Source organism: Shewanella sp. HN-41, assembly GCF_000217915.1.
Classification (GTDB): Bacteria; Pseudomonadota; Gammaproteobacteria; order Enterobacterales; family Shewanellaceae; genus Shewanella.
Genome location: NZ_AFOZ01000002.1, coordinates 40,051 through 58,500, shown reverse-complemented (window position 1 = coordinate 58,500; position 18,450 = coordinate 40,051). Strand labels below are relative to the sequence as shown.

At 49.1% G+C, this 18,450-nt stretch carries 16 protein-coding genes; 9 read left to right on the top strand and 7 right to left on the bottom strand.

Features of this window, described 5'->3' with window-relative positions; genetic code table 11:
* Positions 1-9 precede the first annotated feature (9 nt).
* The 4 genes from SOHN41_RS00385 to SOHN41_RS00370 are packed head-to-tail and all read right to left on the bottom strand — an operon-like array spanning position 10 to position 4,668.
* Complete coding sequence (locus SOHN41_RS00385; protein ID WP_007644142.1) at positions 10-552, bottom strand: hypothetical protein; 543 nt, start codon at positions 550-552, stop codon at positions 10-12.
* On the bottom strand, positions 545-1,231 hold the full coding sequence (locus SOHN41_RS00380; RefSeq protein WP_037457694.1) for an energy-coupling factor transporter transmembrane component T: 687 nt from the start codon (positions 1,229-1,231) through the stop codon (positions 545-547). Before SOHN41_RS00380 ends, SOHN41_RS00385 begins: the two co-directional genes overlap by 8 nt.
* Positions 1,221-2,585: an ATP-binding cassette domain-containing protein gene (locus tag SOHN41_RS00375; RefSeq protein ID WP_007644139.1), complete on the bottom strand. Its 1,365-nt coding sequence runs from the start codon at positions 2,583-2,585 to the stop codon at positions 1,221-1,223. The genes SOHN41_RS00380 and SOHN41_RS00375 overlap by 11 nt, the downstream gene beginning before the upstream one ends.
* A gap of 1 nt (position 2,586) precedes the next feature.
* Positions 2,587-4,668 carry a TonB-dependent receptor plug domain-containing protein gene (locus SOHN41_RS00370; RefSeq protein ID WP_007644137.1) on the bottom strand — a complete coding sequence of 694 codons (2,082 nt, stop codon included), beginning with the start codon at positions 4,666-4,668 and terminating at the stop codon, positions 2,587-2,589.
* A 413-nt stretch (positions 4,669-5,081) separates the two neighbouring features.
* Between SOHN41_RS00370 and SOHN41_RS00365 the strand changes: the two genes are divergently transcribed.
* The gene (locus SOHN41_RS00365) at positions 5,082-6,440 is read left to right on the top strand and encodes an isochorismate synthase (RefSeq protein WP_007644132.1); all 1,359 of its coding nucleotides are present in this window, start codon (positions 5,082-5,084) and stop codon (positions 6,438-6,440) included.
* 41 nt (positions 6,441-6,481) lie between these two features.
* On the opposite strand, the gene SOHN41_RS00360 is transcribed toward SOHN41_RS00365, so the two are convergent.
* Positions 6,482-7,207, bottom strand: a complete 726-nt coding sequence (locus SOHN41_RS00360) for an ABC transporter substrate-binding protein (protein ID WP_007644131.1) — start codon at positions 7,205-7,207, stop codon at positions 6,482-6,484.
* A 263-nt stretch (positions 7,208-7,470) separates the two neighbouring features.
* Between SOHN41_RS00360 and SOHN41_RS00355 the strand changes: the two genes are divergently transcribed.
* Positions 7,471-8,130: a 7-cyano-7-deazaguanine/7-aminomethyl-7-deazaguanine transporter gene (locus tag SOHN41_RS00355; protein WP_007644129.1), complete on the top strand. Its 660-nt coding sequence runs from the start codon at positions 7,471-7,473 to the stop codon at positions 8,128-8,130.
* A gap of 98 nt (positions 8,131-8,228) precedes the next feature.
* Positions 8,229-8,687: a GNAT family N-acetyltransferase gene (locus SOHN41_RS00350; RefSeq protein WP_007644127.1), complete on the top strand. Its 459-nt coding sequence runs from the start codon at positions 8,229-8,231 to the stop codon at positions 8,685-8,687.
* A gap of 235 nt (positions 8,688-8,922) precedes the next feature.
* Here the strand turns inward: SOHN41_RS00350 and SOHN41_RS00345 are convergent, their stop codons facing one another.
* Entirely contained in the window at positions 8,923-11,052 is a 2,130-nt protein-coding gene (locus SOHN41_RS00345) for a sensor histidine kinase (RefSeq protein WP_007644125.1), read from the bottom strand.
* A 1-nt stretch (position 11,053) separates the two neighbouring features.
* Positions 11,054-12,484, bottom strand: coding sequence for a sigma-54-dependent transcriptional regulator (locus SOHN41_RS00340; protein ID WP_007644119.1), 1,431 nt, complete (start codon positions 12,482-12,484; stop codon positions 11,054-11,056).
* Positions 12,485-12,721: 237 nt separating this feature from the next.
* Here SOHN41_RS00340 and SOHN41_RS00335 point away from each other — a divergent pair, with 237 nt between their 5' ends.
* Genes SOHN41_RS00335 through moaA form a run of 6 tightly spaced genes read left to right on the top strand, consistent with a single transcriptional unit; the run spans position 12,722 to position 18,370 of the window.
* Complete coding sequence (locus tag SOHN41_RS00335; protein ID WP_037457690.1) at positions 12,722-13,546, top strand: substrate-binding domain-containing protein; 825 nt, start codon at positions 12,722-12,724, stop codon at positions 13,544-13,546.
* Entirely contained in the window at positions 13,543-14,250 is a 708-nt protein-coding gene (locus SOHN41_RS00330; protein ID WP_037457688.1) for an ABC transporter permease, read from the top strand. The genes SOHN41_RS00335 and SOHN41_RS00330 overlap by 4 nt, the downstream gene beginning before the upstream one ends.
* Positions 14,251-14,253: 3 nt before the next feature.
* On the top strand, positions 14,254-14,964 hold the full coding sequence (locus SOHN41_RS00325) for an ABC transporter ATP-binding protein (RefSeq protein ID WP_007644117.1): 711 nt from the start codon (positions 14,254-14,256) through the stop codon (positions 14,962-14,964).
* Positions 14,948-15,541, top strand: a complete 594-nt coding sequence (mobA, locus tag SOHN41_RS00320) for a molybdenum cofactor guanylyltransferase MobA (RefSeq protein WP_007644115.1) — start codon at positions 14,948-14,950, stop codon at positions 15,539-15,541. Before SOHN41_RS00325 ends, mobA begins: the two co-directional genes overlap by 17 nt.
* A 29-nt stretch (positions 15,542-15,570) precedes the next feature.
* A complete protein-coding gene (locus SOHN41_RS00315; protein WP_007644114.1) occupies positions 15,571-17,370 on the top strand; it encodes a bifunctional molybdopterin-guanine dinucleotide biosynthesis adaptor protein MobB/molybdopterin molybdotransferase MoeA in 1,800 nt (599 codons plus the stop codon).
* 16 nt (positions 17,371-17,386) lie between these two features.
* The gene (gene moaA, locus SOHN41_RS00310) at positions 17,387-18,370 is read left to right on the top strand and encodes a GTP 3',8-cyclase MoaA (protein WP_007644112.1); all 984 of its coding nucleotides are present in this window, start codon (positions 17,387-17,389) and stop codon (positions 18,368-18,370) included.
* The last annotated feature ends 80 nt before the right edge of the window (positions 18,371-18,450 follow it).

Below are 18,450 nucleotides of genomic sequence, written 5' to 3'. Positions count from 1 at the left end.
CCTAGGGTTCTAAAATTTGTCTCTGTGCAACAGGTCGTGGGCCTTTAGTCGAGTCAGTACGGGCGGCACAAGCAAGGCACCCAAGGTGGCGAAGAATCCGCCTTTTAATACGCTCATACCCCATTGAATCACCACGATATCCAGCGCCATGCCCGCCAACATATTAGTCAGCGCCACTTTACCCGCCCAGGCGATGCAACCCGCAATGCCTAAGATCACGCAGCGCCAATGCAGGCTCATAGTGAGAGGCAAGAGTAAGGCAACGAGATCCATCGCTATGGCGGGTAAAACAAACTTTAACAGAATCATAGGCCCGCCTTTTCCGACTCCCAAAGCCATAGCCACAAGGCCAGCAATGGCGCCACAGGCCGTCATGCCACCGAAGCGCCCCAACACCCCGTAGCAAATCAGATAAAAAAAGCTTATTAAAAACATACTGTGCCCAGATATACCGAGTTTTAGCCTTAACATGCCAGTTAATGCCACCAGCAAGGTGGCGCAGAAACCAACAAAGAGCGAGTCTTGTAGGCTAAGGGGAAGCTTTTTAGTCATTGTTGTCCCTCGGTGAGTGCCAATGGGTTGGGTGTGGGTTCAAGCCAAAATGACGACTCTGCGCCGCAATAGCCATTTGACGAGATAATTTAAGTAATTGGATCAAAACGGGAAACAACACGCAATACACCAATTCGGACCAATTTTTAGGGTTACGCAACGCCTTGGAGGTAATATGTGCCCCGCGCAGACATTGGATGTGATATATCTCGCGGATCTCATCGGCCATATAGGGCAATAAACTTAAGGAAGCCGCGACCACAAAGGCCCACTTGGTCGGTAAAAACACACTTAACACTTCGCCAATGCGCTCGGGGGCCGCCGTAATACAAAGCCACCAACCGGGAATGGTGGCCAGAACAATACGTGCAACCACTACGGCGCCTTGAGCTAAATGCGCTATGCCATAGAAGATTAAGTACAGACTCAGGGTGATGCACAGTTGCACTAAACTTAGCTTTAGCACTCCCAAAATACTGCCACGACGCAGCAAACCGTGGATAACTAAGAGCCCATTAAGCCCTGCGAGTGGCAGGAGTAAATATGTCGGTAATACAAAAGCACAGGCCGAGAGCACACAGGCGAATAGCAATGACAAACTGCAGATGATAGTTTCACGCCGTTCGTGACTCCAATGCCCCCGTGTTCGCCGGCGCAAACGGCGACAGCTAACCCACATAACGTGCCTCCATCCCCACAGGGTCTTCCGCCAATTGGCCATTACGTAGGCTAAGTTGCCGTGACACAGCCCTATGCTCAATGTGTCTATGGCTAGTGAGTAAGATAGCAGTACCCTGAGCACTGAGACGCTGCAGCAAATGCCATACTTTGCCGTGGTAATACTTGTCCATTCCCGCTAAAGGATCATCAAGTAGCAACACTTTAGGGCATAAACAGGCTAATGAGGCTAAGGCAATCAAGTGCTGTTGGCCGTAGGATAATTTATGGGGCGACAATTCAGCTAAGTCGGATAACTGCAACTCGTCCAACATCTGCGCCGCGCGCTCTTTGGGGAGTGCAAACCGCTTAAGACTGAACTGCATTTCGGCTAGCACGCTGGTCTCGAATAATTGTCGACTCGGCCTTTGCATCAGCAACCCCAGTTCGGCGCCATAGATCCCAAGCTTAGGTCTTCGCCCTAGCACTTTGAGGGGTAATCGCTGCCTTAAACACAACACGCCAGCGATGGTTTTTAATAGGCTGGTTTTGCCTGAGCCATTATCCCCCACTAAGGCCACGACTTCACCCGCCCGTAGTTGAAATCCCCGTGGACAAGCAAAGAGCACTGGACTGCCATCGAAACCAAAATCGAAGGCCTCGGCACTGACGAGCACTTTACCTAAGTGATTAAACTGACTGTGCCACACGGGCGTCTCAACTGGCGGCGTATCCTTCACTGTATAAATGCCCTCGGATAGCTTGCCCGTCTCTAACTGCCAGTAATATTGAATAATTTCGGAGAAGGCGGAGGCATTATGCTCGACCAACACCAGCGCCATCCCTTCTTGGATAAGATTGCGCAGTACGCTTAAAAGCTCGCTTACGCCGTGATCGTCTAGTTGCGCCCAAGGCTCATCGAGTAACAGTAAATGGGGCTCACACACCAGTTGGGCGGCAATCATTAGCCGATATTTCTGACCGAGTGACAGCGTATTCACTGGGGTATCGAGGCGCAAATACAACCCCACCCGTCGCAATGCAAGCTGCACCTTAGGTAGCATTTTCTCTGTGGGAATGCTGAGATTTTCCAGCGCAAAGGCAACCTCAGCCCCCACGGTCTGCCTAATGAGTTGAATTTGCGGGTCCTGCATCACCAGCCCCGTCACTAGCTTAGGCTTACGCCAGATTTCACCTTCATGGGGGCGATTTAACACCCCCGCCAGTAGGTTTAACAGACTCGACTTCCCAGACCCCGTAGGCCCGCTCACACAGTGGCATTGGCCGGGGCCAATCCTTAAGTTGACCTCCTGCAGTACAGCCGGCAACTGGCTACCATAGTTGAAGCTAACGCCTTTTAGCTCTAGGAGTGTCATCTTAAATCTGCCAATTCACACCGATAAAGATCTGGCGTCCCGCCTGTGGCAACGCTTCACTCTGGTAGTAATTTTCATCAAGCAGGTTAGTTGCTCGTAGATAAACATCTAATTTGTCATGGATTAATGGCTGTACCAGATTCATATCGACTAAGGTGTAGTTGTCCAGAGACTGTTGTTGATATTGTGTCTGGCCGTTAACCTTCACTTGAGTCGCATAGACTTGATCCAAAATACGCTCCACATTCAAATGAATTTGAGTTTCGAAGGGAAACTCGTAACTCATCTGCCAGCGTAATTGATGGCGAGGGCGGTATTGCAGCGCATCTAAGGTATCGTCACCGTCCATCTCTTCCGAGTCTAGGAAGCTGTAGGAGAGGCTCAGATCTAAATGTTCAATGGCGTGATTATTAATTTGAAAATCAATTCCTTTGAACTTATAGCGCCCCATATTTTGATAAACACCATCGATATCCTTAGCGATATAATTTTCCGCATCCGTGTAGTAACCATAAACAGAAAAGTCCGTGCCCTCGGGCAGATCCTGCTCTAAGCCCAACTCCAAATGTTTAGATTCTTCGGCCTCTAAATCGCTATTACCAGAGAGTTGTGAATACAAGTTCACCATAGAGGGGAAGCGTACCTTACGTGCAACACTCAAACTCAGGCGCGAATCTGGCAGCAACTGCCAATAGCTAGAGGCCATGGCCGAATAGTTATCATCCGTGCCATCACTGGCATCGAGTGAATGATAAGCACCGCCTAAGGTAAAGCCGTATTGATGCTCAGACCGATATTGATATTCAGCCGCCGCTGTATATAACCATGCGGAATCATTTAACTTTTCGGCGCCGCTGGTTCCACTGCCACTTCCGCTGCCAGAGCCCGTACCGCCACCAGTTCCACCACCAGAGCCACTTCCACCGCCGCTACCGCCACCAGAGCCCGTACCTGAGCCACTATTACTGCCTGTATCTGGTGTATAAGTAGTGACTGTCGACTTCCAACGTTGCTCTTCTGCAATCACCGAGGTGGTCAACAAGCCTGCTGCATGTAAATCCGTGATTAATTGTAGATTAATACCTTGGACTACCGAGCGGCCATCTTGGGACTGAGTCACCGCCTGATAGGTTTCGTCGGCATAGGAGGATTCTAAGGTATCGCTTTGGTTGTGATAACCAAATCCACGCAGCGTAAAAGTGTCATCAAACCGATGTGCCAAACCTAACTGGGCAGTATGTGAGTCATAGTCATCGGTACGTTCATATTTCATCTTGCCACTGCCAGTACCGTCACGGGCGGGTTTACCCCATTCACCGCTGCGCAACGCCATATTTGCAATCAACTGCGTCTTATCGGATAACCAGTAGCTGCCTTGAGCATAGAAGTTAGTGACTTCTTTATCCGAGTTCACTCGCAGCTCCCCATCTTGAGATGGCGTAGGTTCAAAATCACTCGACATTGGGAAGCCGTCCGTCTGCTGGCGGCTGACACTGACTAACCCCTGCCAATCATCTCCTGCACCCGCGGCACTCATATCACCATTGAAGGTATTATCCTTACCCGCCTCCAAACGCCCGGAAAGCGCAGGAGCCATATCGCCTTGCTTGGTAATAATATTGATCACCCCGCCCGCACCACTCGGACCATAGAGTACCGACGTCGGCCCCACAGAAACCTCCACCGAGGCGATTTGACTGGTAGGGATCACACTCGGGTCGAATTGCCCATCATCGGCGCTACCCATAGGCACACCATTGACTAAAAGAGTGACATGGCGAGTTTTAAAACCACGAATATCGACTCTCGGAGTGCCGTCTCCCCCCACGCGAATGTACACACCAGGCACATTCTTTAAGACTTGATCTAAGGTCTGTGCTCCCGTTGCGCGGATTTCCTCCTCACTAATGCTCCAGTGGGTTGTCGCCATTTCACTGGCTTCCTCGCCGTCACCGTGAACGACGATCACTTCACCGATATTGAGTAGCGGATCTCGGGAAATATCATCGGCTTGAGCCACAAAACTAAGACCAATAGCCAAGGCTAAAGACGACACGCTAAAGAGGGTATTCGTGGTAATCATGTTATTGTTGTCACATAGAAAATGTAAGATGTGTCGCTTATTGTGGGCTGTGGCTATTCTGTCTCAACCAAAAAACTGTCAAAAACCAACCCAGATCGACTAATTGAAACAAAAGGGGAAAGCCTATACACAGTTAAGAGACAAAATGTCCATCAATGGATCGCTCACCGACAAAAAGACCCACTTAAGTCACATTTTTTATCATCACAAAATGAGACTATGGCAAAAGTCACAGGCCTGCGGCTTACATCTTGACACCCAAGGCCACGGCCTTTAATTTGAGCGAAAGATTCTTATTTACGAACGGATACCGAAAAGATTCAAAGTACTGTAAAAAGAATGTATTCACTTAATCAAAAAACCACTGGTGTCCATAGGCACTGAGCCTTCATTCATTATCTTTGGAGTTTTATTTGCCCGTCCATGCCCTGTCTGAAGACCTCAAGAGTCTCATCGACAAACTCATTCAATTAAAGCGGGTTCCTCCCACTGAACCGATAGTACAGCTATCCCAACCAACTGTATCTATGCCTTTAATTTCATGGCTGGCATCCCAGACCCAATACCCCAGAATCTACTGGCATGGGCGCGATCGAATTGAAGAAGTAGCGACCATAGGCGCTTGTAAAGACTTTAAATTTGAAACCGGTGTCGATGATCAGCAACTGGTGCAGGCTTACCAAGCACAACGCGCGCTCTCGACCAATCAGGACATTCGCTACTATGGCGGCGTGGCCTTCGATCGCAGCATAGAATCTTGGCCCGAGTTCGGTAATAGCCGTTTTGTGCTGCCTCGTATCGAGTTTAGGCGCAGCGGGGCTCAATACAGTTTGAGGATCAACCTCAATTTTGCCGATAACGATCCCCACTCGGAAATAGATAAGGCGATCGCGGCCATCGAAGCCGTTTTGCCCGCGAGACCCTTAGCCCCCCCAAACAAACTCGCATTATTGGGGCGTAGCGATAGACCCGACTTTCAGCGCTGGAAGACATTAGTCGAGCAAGTGGTCGATCCCAAATTTAACCAAGACACCCCAAAAGTGGTGCTATCCCGATTAACACAGCTCGAGGTCAATGAGCGGGTTGACCCTTGGATGGTGCTCGCCTGTTGGCAGGGACGTAATCCCAATAGTTTCCAATTTGGTTTTCAATTTAGCCCAGATAGCACCTTTATCTCTTGCTCACCCGAGCGTTTATTCCGCCGCCGCCAACAGGAGCTGTTTACCGAGGCTTTAGCGGGTACGACAGTGCGAGGGTTAAATCAGGAGGAGGATATTGCCCTGGCGAATGCCCTACTCGAAGACAATAAAAATAGTGTCGAAAACCAGTTAGTACGCAGCCATATAGTGAATATGCTCACGCCTCTGAGCCATTATGTGGGCGCAGAGGAATCGGCCACTATCTTTAAACTGACCCATATTCAACATTTACACCGCGCTATTCGGGCCGAACTAAAGGCGGGGGTAAATGATTTTCAGCTCCTGCAGGCACTACACCCCACACCCGCAGTTGGGGGCTTACCTCGGCATTCGGCGATGAACTTCATTCGTCAGCGCGAAGGTTATATGCGCGGTTGGTATGCTGGGGCCTGTGGTTATTTCAATAAGTACGAGAGTGAGTTTTCGGTAGCAATTCGCAGTGCCCTCATCGAGCCCGGTCGAATTAATCTATTTGCCGGTGCGGGAATTATTGCAGGTTCAGATCCACAGGCCGAGTGGCAAGAGCTGGAGAATAAACTCGCGACGATTATGTCGATTCTGATCGAACTGTAACTTCTAGTACTATCGCTTCTAGAGCTACCGTTAATGCGGTTTTAATAGCCATTCGCCTTTGTCTCATTAAAGAGCCGCTCTTGTTCACCCGAGTCAATTAAGCGCCTATGGACTATATCAAAATGCTGTTTCAACATGCGGCCTTTTTCGGTATTAGCAAAGGCAAAAAAACTTTCCGTCTTTAGTACGCCTTGAATAATTACAAAATTTTGCTGGTCTTTTAGCTTAGGGACTAGAGATAGAATATCCTTCCGATAGTCCAGCACGGCATCGATACGACCCGCATTTAAGCTATTAAGCATAGTGAGCATATCACTGCTTTCTTCATAGTACATGGGTACGGGTGTCAGCATATTGTAGCGATAGGCCAACATGGCCCGCACTTTCTTATGGGATAAACTCTCAATCCCCACCCAATTGTCGGCAATGGCAGGAGTCACTGCGGCATCAATAGAATCGATCTCGACCGCATTCTCACTCAAAAGACTCTTTTTAATATCCCCCTTATACACGCTGAGTATCATATCGACTCGATTGTTTTCAATAAGATAAAGCGTGCGCGCAAAGGGAATAAACTGCACATTGAGCTGCCATTCTGGCGCCGGAAAAACGCGGTTGAGAATATCGAAGTAGTATCCGGTTTCATCGGGATTAGCGAAGCCCTCCCATGTCGCTGTCACTAGGTTAATAACAACAGGACTGGTGGGCGCCGCCGAAGTAAAAAAACTCAATAAACACAAGCAAAATACAGTAAGGAATGATCTCATCGCGCCCCTCCTTCGATGTATTAGAAGTGTAGGATAGTTTCTATATCTGTGTTGTGTAATATACCTAAAGCATAGAGCGCCTCCGCCACATCGCTAGGAATCGGTTGGGTATATAACGTTAGCTTGCATCTTAAGGGGCAGTCATTATAATGGCGGCCCTCCGATTGCAGTGTACTGGGATCGGTCCATAGGCGAGTCAATATAATAAAATGATCATTAGCGGGTTCCCTCACCCCGCCCTACACAACTAAAAAGGCCACAGAATGTTAATGTTAACCACAGCGCAGCTCCGCCGCGCCCTACTCCTATTAGTAGGATTCCACATACTGATTATTTGCGTCAGCAACTACTTAGTACAACTACCATTTCAGCTATTTGGTTACCACACCACTTGGGGCGCATTCAGCTTTCCATTTGTGTATTTAGCCACAGATCTCACGGTACGTATTTTCGGCCAAACGGCTGCCCGTAGCATTATCCTTAAGGCCATGGTGCCTGCACTGATGATTTCCTACGTAATGGGTGTGCTGTTTCACCAAGGCAGCTTCCAAGGCGCAGATTCACTTGCGCAGTGGAATACTTTTGTGTTCCGCATCGCCTTTGCAAGTTTTGCCGCCTACTTGATTGGCCAACTGATGGATATCACAGTCTTCGCCCGCCTGCGGGCCAGCCGCTCTTGGTGGGTCGCACCTGCTGCATCCACCATAGTGGGTAATTTAGTCGATACCTTAGTTTTCTTTAGCGTCGCGTTTTATGCCTCGTCCGACAGCTTTATGGCCGCCAATTGGCCTGAGATTGCCAGTGTCGATTACGGTTTTAAGTTACTCGTGAGCTTAGGTCTTTTCCTTCCTGCCTACGGTGTTTTGCTAAAAGTCTTACAAGACAAGATTTTGCAAACCAGCCCGCAAAAAATAGTTTCCTGATTAACTCAACTGGCCAGACCTGTTATAATTTAGCCAGTTTATCCTCGGCCCCATTGCATATCGCAGTCCAATGGGGTCGATTTTCATGAGAGAAAATTATGTATTCTATTGAAATCAAAGCGCTGACAGCACTGACCCCCGAGCTAACCGAGCAACTCGCTGCACTTAGCCAGCAGATCCCAGAACTCGATCGCCCACTAACTGGCCAAGTCCTAGCGGAGCGGCTGACAGACAAAACATGCTTGATTCTATTAGCCTATGTTGAGGGTGAACTCGCGGGTTTTAAGCTGGGATACGGACAAGATGAAACCCATTTTTACAGTTGGTTAGGGGGAGTTGCCAGCGACTTTAGGCGTTTAGGGCTGGCGCAGAGTCTGCTGGAATATCAAGAGACTTGGGCCCATCGCCAAGGTTATCGCCATATTCAAGTTAAGACGATGAACCGTTTTCCTGCGATGCTTAATTTATTGATCAGTAACCAGTATTTGATTACTGAACTCAAAACCGACCCCAAAAACCTTATCGACCATAAACTGCATTTAAGCAAGACTATCTAAGGGTTAAGGGAGACCAGTACCACTCTATTGTAAAGATTTGCATTTTTTCATTAAATAACTTGCAAACACAATTGAGAATGATTATCGTTAACGTGCGTTCCAAAACTCATCTTTAACACCGATGACTGGTAATCTGAAGTGGTTAAAGTGCTCCTGAGTTTGCAAGCACGACATTGCTCACACACTCTTTTGTGGCCGGATTCATCATCCGGCTTTTTTTTTGCCTTAAATTTATCTAAATCTCGGTAGAACAACCTGAAAAATGTAAGCCCTCGTAGGGATTATTTTGCTGTTCCTCCTTAGCTTCATGGTACAAACCTATCGTAAAGATAGAGCCTTTGCCTAATATGGAACTCACTTCGATAGTGCCGCCAATTCGCTTAATAATACCGTAGCTAAGGGAAAGCCCTAGGCCAGTGCCATCTTTGCGTGTGGTGTAAAATGGGTCGAAAATCCGCCCAAGTTGTTCAGGTGCAATCCCAGAACCTTCATCCTCTACTTCGATTTTGACGCCAATCGGCATATCCTGCTGCAGCCAGTCATAGGTCCGCACCCAAATTCGGCCCTTGCCATCCATAGCATGTGCCGCGTTCACCACTAGATTAATCAAGACCTGCAGTAATTGCGGCCGATTAACCTGCACAGGACAAGTGGCATTAAGTTCAGTGATAAGCACAACTTCTTGTTTTTTAATTGAATGTCGCACTAACACTGACATTTCTTCGATAATAGGCGTAATAGGGTGCATCTCTAGAGGCGCATTGAATTCACCTGGGCGGCTGTATTGCAATAAGCTGCGGATAATAGTGCTTATCCGTCCAACTTGCTGAATAACGAGATCTATTTCTTCTTTTACTACTTCGGCATTGTCGCCAAGTTCGTAGCGTAGTAGTTCCATATTGCCGAGAATAACGGCGGTCGGATTGTTAATTTCATGGGCGATGCCCGCCGTCAATTCACCTAGGGCGGTGAGCTTCTCGTTGGTGACTAGCTGCTGACGGGTCTCGTTGAGTAGCGCCACGTTCCGTTGCAGCTCTAGGGTCTTATCCTGCAAGCTGCGGGTTCGCTCTTCAACTTTCATTTCAAGTTGCTCTGCCGCCGCTTGGATCTGTGCATTACGCCGCTGCAACAGATCGAGCATACTATCGAACTGCTCCGCTAAGTTAGATAGCTCGTTATCCCTATCTAACCCTAGGGCGCCAATACGAATATTACGGCCAGACTGCACCGCCTGTACCACGTGGTGAATACGTTCTATCGGTTGCAGCAGGCTGTAAGCACCACGGTAAACCAGTAGGCCAGATACCAGCAGCACTAACATCAAAATCGTACCTAACTCAATAATATTAAGTAGATAATTATGGATAAAAGGCGACTCAGAAAAACCCGTATAGATCATGCCTACCCGTTCACCCCGAATATCCTCTAAGGGCGCATAGGCAGAGATAAACCAATCGTTAAACACAAACGCTCTATCGACCCATAAGTCCCCCTGCACTAATACTTTTTCACGCACTTCCTCAGACACTAAACTCCCCAACGCGCGCCCTTGGGTCTCAGTGCCCGTTGGATAAAAGTGCAGCGGTACGTTGGTTGAAACACGAATATTGTCTAAGAAAATCGTGACTGTGCCGATCGAACGCTCGGGCAGCGTCCCTTTGTCGTATACCAGATCACGAATATGATCGACAATCCGAGTATCGCGGTTAAATAAAATGCCGCCGTCGAGATACCAAGCCACTTTCCCCTCGGCATCCGGCACGGGTAACAGGCTACGACTGAGTAAGCCTCGCTCTTCCACTGCCTTGCTCGGATTCTGCGCTCTTAATGTCGCCACAATGGGAATACTGGCCGTGGCTACTAACTCAGGATCAATGCGGGATAAACGTTCTGGCGATAACACCATCAGCCCAGAGTAAGGCAATAAGCCTCCCATCTTGGGCAATATCAACCGTAGATCGGGATCCGCAGCCGCTTCATCGACACTGACTAAACGCAAATAATCGAGATTGAGCAGCATTTTCTGCTCGTGAAGGAAGGTATCAATACTCGCCCTATGGCCCAAGTCTCCCCCTAAGATAGGTCGGAAGTCATTCTGAAAGGTCCACGACGTCATCACCCGCTCGAGCTGTTTTTCTTGGCGGACTTGCACTTGCTGCAGGGTGTTTTCGGCCACGGCGAGATCGGCCTTTACCTTCATAAACAGCTGTTTGCCTGTATAGCTGATATTCCAGTAGATAGTGATAAACACTAAACTCACTAAGGTCAGCAGAATAGGCAGTAAAGTCAGGATTAATATGCGATAGCGCACTTTGGCCTGCATTTGCTGCCAACTGACACCAAAAAAGTGAGTAAAAAATGACACCCTAGGACTCCTGTTCGCCGCTAAAGTCAAACCATTCTTTATATTTGCGATCTAAGGTCTTGCGGGATACGCCTAGATCACGCGCGGCGGCCGACTTATTGCCATAGTGCAGATCCACCACACTAGTAACATGGTGTTTTTCAACCTCTTTCAATGGCCAATCTAGGGGGTAACCCTGGGAAGGTAAGGACTCGCTCTTAATCTGTTGTTTCCAATATTCCGCCGGAGGCTTGCCGAGTAAAATACAGCGCTCAATCATATTTCGCAGCTCACGGATATTTCCTGGCCACTCATGCTGTTGTAACTTCACCATATCTTCATGGCTCCACACGACTTCCCTCACACCCAATTCGGCGGCCAATTGCCGAGTAAAATGATGGGTCAATTCCACCACATCCTCAGGACGCTCGCGCAAGGGAGGAATTAAAATATCGAGCACATTCAAACGATAATATAGATCACGGCGGAAATTTCCGGCTTCGACCTCCTCGACAAGTGTACGGTTAGTCGCGGCAATCACGCGGACATCAATATTGACCTCCTTCTCGCTGCCCACGGGACGAATCGCTTTCTGCTCCAACACTCTGAGTAGAGCCGTTTGCATTTTCAGGGGCATCTCACCAATTTCATCGAGGAAAATCGTGCCACCGGAGGCAAAACTAAATAACCCTTCACGATTGCCTTTCGCCCCCGTAAAGGCCCCCGCCGTATGGCCAAATAACTCGCTCTCGAGTAACTCAGGGGCGATGGAGCCACAATTGACGGGCACAAATGGCCCCTGACGGCCACTGAGTAGATGCAGTTGTCTTGCAACCAATTCTTTACCCGTACCCGATTCGCCTTGGATTAGCACTACGGCATTGGTTGGCGCCACCCGCTCGATAACATGTTTGACCGATTTCATGGCCTCACTGCTGCCAATAATGGTCGAGGAATAACCAATAGAGACCTCGCGGCGCAGCATCAGATTTTCACGCTTAAGCAAGCGGCGCTCGATACAACGGTCGACCGCCGACATCATCTGCTCAAGATGGAAAGGCTTCATGATAAAGTCAGAAGCCCCGGCACGAAGCGCAGTAATAGCCACTTCCATATCGGCATAACCCGTCATAAAAATAATATCCGAACGACGGCCCTGCTCATCTAGGGCTTCGTGCCATTCGATCCCAGAACGGCCCGGTAGGCGAATATCGACAATCAACAGGTCGAAGTGGCACCGGCTACGCAACTGCTCCGCATCTTCAATACTGCCCGCGGTTTCAACTAAGGCGAATTTCTTTGAAAGTGCCTTATTTAAAAAACTACGCATCCCGGGCTCATCGTCGACGATAAGCACTGAAACGGCCGAAGGAAGAGGCTTGAGGTTATTATCTATCTGGCTCATAGTGGTCACTTCTGGACATTTTGACTCAATTGCGACCAATTCTAGCATTGAAACTCGGTTAATAGGTCACTATGAACCATGAGAAGCGTGTGCTGAGACAATTTGTCTGCCGACTATTTGTTGAGCCTGAGATCAAGCTCACAGTTTAGATCTGCCTGTGAAGGAAAAACGGCAATTATCGGCTTGGCATCTAAATTGCTTTCAATCGAACGCATTACAATTTACCCCCCCTCCGCTCAATAGGCATTTGAGCCGGAAATCTATTTTTTTTGCCAAGGAGTATCCATGCTAAACATGAAATCCCATATGAAGTCACTACTGGGCCTGGTTATTGCTGCCAGCATGCTCACAGTATTACCCGCTCAAGCTACTGAAGTCATTAAGCTAGCGACCACCACAAGTACCGACAACTCAGGTTTGTTAAAAGAACTCCTGCCTAAGTTCGAGAGCGAATCGGGTTATAAAGTCCAAGTTATCGCAACGGGTACAGGTAAGGCGCTGAAACTGGGTGAGCAAGGTGATGTGGATCTAGTGATGACCCACGCCCCAAGTGCCGAGGCAAAATTTGTTGCCAATGGTTTTGGTGTTGAACCCCGTGGCATTATGGAAAACGATTTTGTTGTCTTAGGCCCTAAAAACGATCCAGCTAAACTGCGCGACAGTAAAACCGCCGAAGAAGCCTTTGCGAAAATAGCCCAATCAGGCTTACCTTTCGTCTCTCGTGGTGATAACTCTGGCACTCACATCAAAGAGTTAGAAGTATGGAAAGCCGCTGGCGTGACTCCCGATTTTAAAGGCTATACCTCGGTAGGCCAAGGCATGGGTAAAACCCTGCTGATGGCAAATGAGTTACAAGGTTATACCCTATCGGATCGTGGTACATTTGTGGCTTACAAGACTAAGCTGGATCTGGGCGTAGATTTCGATGGTGGAAAAACCCTAGCGAACCCATACCAAGTTATCCTTATCAACCCTGCGAAATACCCAGATCTGAACCACAAGGGTGCTAAAGCGTTCAGCGATTGGTTAATCAGCAAGGAAGGCCAAAGCATGATCAACAACTTCAAAGTTGAAGGCGAGCAACTGTTCAAGGCAACCTATAGCGAATGAACGACGGCTGGCTAGCACTGTTACAGCAGGCGTTGAGCCTGCTGTTTTCACTGGACCCAGACGTTTGGTCCATCATATCTGTCTCGTTTTCAGTTTCTTTCGCGGCGCTACTGATCACCTTAGTCCCCTCAATGGTACTCGGCTTTGTGCTGGCCTTTGCACCCTTTCGCGGCAAATGGTTAGTCACTAACCTAGTCCAAACTCTGCAATCTATCCCCACTGTGGTAATAGGTTTGCTGGTGTATCTACTCCTGACCCGCAATGGTCCACTGGGTGATTTAAAGTGGTTATTCACTCAAGAAGGCATGATCCTAGGGCAGATGTTGATCTGCGCGCCAGTGCTGATCGCCATGAGCCAAGCCGCCTTTACCAGCGTCGATCGCAGGGCATGGGAAACCTCACGCACCTTAGGCGCCTCATGGGGACGAGCCGTATGGACAGTATGCCGCGAGCTACGAATGCCCCTACTCTTGGCCATTGTCGCCGCATTTAGCCGGATTCTGACCGAAGTAGGTTGTTCTATGATGGTTGGTGGCAATATTTTAAACGTGACCCGTAATATCCCCACCGCCATCGCGCTGGAAACCAGCAAAGGTGATTTTGCTCAAGCTATCGCCCTTGGACTCGTGCTGCTCATCTTGGCCTTGATCCTTAACTTTGCTTTGGGTAGTTTACGTGGCAAAGCCATGCCAAGGAGCCATTAACCTATGACTCAGGTAAAACTCACCGCCCGAGACTTGGAAGTGTCATTTGGCTCGCGCCGACTTTTTCAAGCTAAGTTGCTCGAATTACATCAAGGAGATGTAATTTATCTTCAAGGTGATAATGGGTCGGGTAAATCCACCCTAATGAAAATTCTGGCGGGGTTAATGCAACCCACCAAGGGGAATATCGAGGCCGTTGGCTTTGCTACTGACGCGTGGTGGCAGCATAATCCTCTGCTAGGTAAAGCTGTTTACCTACATCAGCACCCTTATTTGTTCGATGGCACAGTAGAGTACAATCTTAACTATGGCCTCAGTTTCAACGCTGAAGCTAAGGCCAAGGCGAAACAGCGCACAGCGCAAGCCATCGAAATGGCTCAACTAGGTTCGCTATTACACGCCAGTGCCAGCAATCTATCCGGCGGCGAAAGGCAACGCCTCGCCATTGCACGAGCCTGGATACTGCAACCTAAACTATTGATGCTCGATGAACCGACCTCCAATATGGACAAGGATTCCCAAGCACTGGTGTTGCAGATGATCCAACAATTAAAACAAGAAGGCACAGGCATGCTGCTCAGTAGTCACCAAAATTGCGCTTTAACCGCCATCTGCAAGCAACAATGGTACATAGAGGGTGAGCGAGTGCTAATCTCACCTCAGTCCATACACACAGCTCCAATCGAGGGATCTTTATATGCCGTTGCACATTGATGCTGTAATTCTCGCCGGTGGCATGGCACGCCGTATGGGCGGGGACGATAAAGGTTTAGTCGAATTAAATGGCAAGACCATGATTGAACACACGATTGACAGGATAAAACCTCAGGTTAAGGAGATCCTGATCAACGCAAATCGCAACCAGATACGGTATGCTGAGTTTGGTTTTAAGGTGATAAGCGATGAGCATAGTGGTTTTCTCGGCCCCCTCGCGGGCATGGTTACCGCTATGGGCCAGACCGAGGCAGACTATTTATTAGTCGTCCCCTGTGACTGCCCACTACTACCATTGGATCTTGTGCCACGGATGTTGGCAGCGATTAAGACGGAAGATGCAGAGATCGCCGTCGCCAGTGACGGTGAATATGAACAACCCGTCGTCTTACTGTTAAAACCTAGCTTACGTGACTCGATGAAAGCCTTTCTCGAGGCGGGTGAGCGTAAAGTAGACTTTTGGTATGCCAAGCATCACTTTGTCGTTGAATCTTTCGCCGACCAGGCCAACGCCTTTGTGAATGTGAATACGCCGGAACAAAAACAACGACTGGCGGCGGAAATAATCAAAAGCTAAAGCCCCCATAACCCAGATTAGAGGTGCAAATGAGTAACCCCTTTGTCAATCCGCTCGCTATTCCCGTTCTCGGATTTTGTGCCTACAGTGGCACGGGGAAAACCACCTTACTCAAGCAATTGATCCCCGAATTGAACCAACGTGGCCTGCGCTTAGCCGTTATTAAACATGCCCACCATAATTTCGATGTGGATATTCCCGGCAAAGACAGTTACGAAATGCGTAAGGCTGGCGCGCGGCAAATGCTGGTTGCTTCCCATGTACGTTGGGCACTGATGACGGAAGATGCACGCGATGGCGACCCTGAGTTAGTCCATTTGCTCAAGCAAATCGAAGCCGACAAAGTCGATATCGTCCTCGTCGAAGGTTTTAAGAAACTCGCATTACCTAAGATTGAATTGCACCGCGCCGCCCACGGCAAACCTTTTATCTACACCCAAGATGACAATATTCTTGCCATCGCCTGCTGCGATGACACTGAGCTTCCAAGCGAGCTGCGCCGACTCGATCTGAACAATGTCAACCAAATTGCCGACTTTGTGATGGAATATGCCCACAACTGGCAAGCACCCAATATCAATCTGCCGATCCACACTGTGGATGCCTGCACCATAGGCAACGATAAAAACCTCACCGTGAGCCAAGGGTTAGCACAGATTTTATCCCATGTGTCCCCCGTAGCAGAGGTTGAAGTGCTTGACTTAGACGCCTTAGATAATCGCGTGCTCGCCAGTGACAGCATTTCACCCATCGACGTGCCACAGCAGACTAACTCGGCAATGGACGGCTATGCCTTCGCCTATCAAGAGCCAATGCCAGAGAGTTTCACTTTAGTCGGTGAGGTCTTAGCCGGACATCAATATTCGGGCACTCTTAAGGCGGGCGAGACGGTTCGAATTATGACGGGCGCGCCAGTACCCGCAGGCGCCGACACTGTGCAGCCCCGAGAACTTGCCAAGGAAGTCGACGGTAATGTTAGCTTCGACGGTCGTATTCTGGCGGGTCAACATGTACGTCTCGCGGGGGAGGATATCGCCAAGGGGCAAGTCGCCCTCGAAAAAGCCACCCGCCTAGGCGCCGCGGAGCAAGGTTTGCTCGCATCCCTTGGTCTCAACAGTGTCAGTGTCTATCGCCGCCCCACGGTTGCCGTGTTTTCTACGGGCGATGAGGTGAGCCAACCCGGCGATGAGCTTAAGGCTAACTGCATCTATGATTCAAATCGCTTTACTATCAAGGCGATGGCAAAGCGTTTAGGCTGTGATGTCATAGATTTAGGCATTATCGAAGATTCTGAGGCCGCCCTCGAAGCCACCCTTGCACAGGCAGCGACCCAGGCCGATGTGGTGATTAGCTCAGGCGGAGTATCCGTTGGTGATGCCGATTACATTAAGACTGTGCTCGCCCGCCTCGGTAATATCGATTTCTGGCGGATCAATATGCGTCCAGGCCGCCCGCTCGCCTTTGGTAAAATTGGGGAGACACTGTTCTTCGGTCTGCCGGGCAATCCCGTGGCCGTTATGGTGTCTTTCCTGCAATTTGTGCAACCAGCGCTGCGTAAATTAGGTGGTGAACTCAATTGGCAAGCGCCATTATTTCCAGCCATCACTGATGAAACCTTGCGAAGCCGCCAGGGTCGCACCGAGTTTATTCGCGGTATTTATCACCTAGGCAAAGACGGACGCCTACACGTGAGCAGCACAGGCAACCAAGGTTCAGGCATGTTAAGTTCCATGGTCAAAGGGAATTGCCTTATCATTATTGGCGATGAGGCTGAAGTGGTGAATACAGGCGAAACCGTATTTATTCAACCCTTTGCCGATTTGCTTTAGGAGCCGGTGAGCACCTATGGGTTTACTAGTGGATCCCTTTGGCCGCCGGGTCGAATACTTAAGGCTTTCGGTCACCGACCGCTGCGACTTTCGCTGTGTCTATTGCATGACCGAAGATCCCTGTTTTCTGCCAAGGGAGCAAGTGCTGCACCTCGAGGAGTTAGCTTGGATTGCCCAAGCCTTTACCGAGCTAGGCGTGACTAAAATCCGCCTAACGGGGGGCGAGCCCTTAGTGCGCACCGATTGCGATCGGCTTGTCAGTCTGCTCGGCAAACTTCCTGGACTTAAGGATTTGTCCATGACGACTAATGGCTCGAGGCTGACCAAGTTTGCTAAACCTATATTCGATGCGGGATTAACACGCCTCAATATCAGCCTGGACACCTTAAATCCCACACTTTTTACTCAATTAACCCGCAACGGTAAGCTCGAGCGAGTTATCGAAGGCATCGATGCCGCCATTGCCGCAGGCTTTGAGCGTATTAAGATAAATGCCGTTATTTTAAAACAGCAAAATGATAATGAAGTCATTGATCTAGTGGATTTTTGCCGCGAGCGCAGCTTAGATATCGCCTTTATCGAAGAAATGCCCCTCGGCGAAATCGATGAACGTAAGCGCGCCCGCCACTGCAGCAGTGATGAAGTAAAAGCCATCATAGAAGCACGCTATCCACTCACACTCTCGGATAAGCGCACCGGTGGCCCAGCGCGTTATTACACTATGGCCAATAGCCCAATCCATATCGGTTTTATCTCGCCCCATAGCCACAACTTTTGCCATGAGTGCAACAGGGTCAGAGTCACAGTCGAAGGCCAATTGCTACTCTGTTTGGGTAATGAGCATGCCGTTGATCTTAAAAGCATAGTGCGTAAGTTCCCAGGGGATATTGAGAGGCTTAAAGCCGCCATTCTCACGGGCATTAACCTTAAGCCCAAACAACATGAGTTCAATCATAACGCAGTACAAATCCTACGTTTTATGAATGCAACGGGCGGCTAACCTCTGAGTTGAAAGCGCTCGCAGGGCTAGCATCTCACTTTGGGCGTGATAAACTCGGGTATTATCCCTTACTCGTTGTC

Coding starts and splice junctions, on each gene's coding strand:
- SOHN41_RS00385 (WP_007644142.1), bottom strand. CDS start 552: ATGACTAAAAAGCTTCCCCTTAGCCTACAAGACTCGCTCTTTGTTGGT.
- SOHN41_RS00315 (WP_007644114.1), top strand. CDS start 15,571: ATGAGTAACCCCTTTGTCAATCCGCTCGCTATTCCCGTTCTCGGATTT.
- SOHN41_RS00355 (WP_007644129.1), top strand. CDS start 7,471: ATGTTAATGTTAACCACAGCGCAGCTCCGCCGCGCCCTACTCCTATTA.
- SOHN41_RS00350 (WP_007644127.1), top strand. CDS start 8,229: ATGTATTCTATTGAAATCAAAGCGCTGACAGCACTGACCCCCGAGCTA.
- SOHN41_RS00380 (WP_037457694.1), bottom strand. CDS start 1,231: ATGTGGGTTAGCTGTCGCCGTTTGCGCCGGCGAACACGGGGGCATTGG.
- SOHN41_RS00370 (WP_007644137.1), bottom strand. CDS start 4,668: ATGATTACCACGAATACCCTCTTTAGCGTGTCGTCTTTAGCCTTGGCT.
- SOHN41_RS00375 (WP_007644139.1), bottom strand. CDS start 2,585: ATGACACTCCTAGAGCTAAAAGGCGTTAGCTTCAACTATGGTAGCCAG.
- SOHN41_RS00360 (WP_007644131.1), bottom strand. CDS start 7,207: ATGAGATCATTCCTTACTGTATTTTGCTTGTGTTTATTGAGTTTTTTT.
- mobA (WP_007644115.1), top strand. CDS start 14,948: ATGCCGTTGCACATTGATGCTGTAATTCTCGCCGGTGGCATGGCACGC.
- SOHN41_RS00340 (WP_007644119.1), bottom strand. CDS start 12,484: ATGCTAGAATTGGTCGCAATTGAGTCAAAATGTCCAGAAGTGACCACT.
- SOHN41_RS00335 (WP_037457690.1), top strand. CDS start 12,722: ATGCTAAACATGAAATCCCATATGAAGTCACTACTGGGCCTGGTTATT.
- SOHN41_RS00325 (WP_007644117.1), top strand. CDS start 14,254: ATGACTCAGGTAAAACTCACCGCCCGAGACTTGGAAGTGTCATTTGGC.
- SOHN41_RS00330 (WP_037457688.1), top strand. CDS start 13,543: ATGAACGACGGCTGGCTAGCACTGTTACAGCAGGCGTTGAGCCTGCTG.
- moaA (WP_007644112.1), top strand. CDS start 17,387: ATGGGTTTACTAGTGGATCCCTTTGGCCGCCGGGTCGAATACTTAAGG.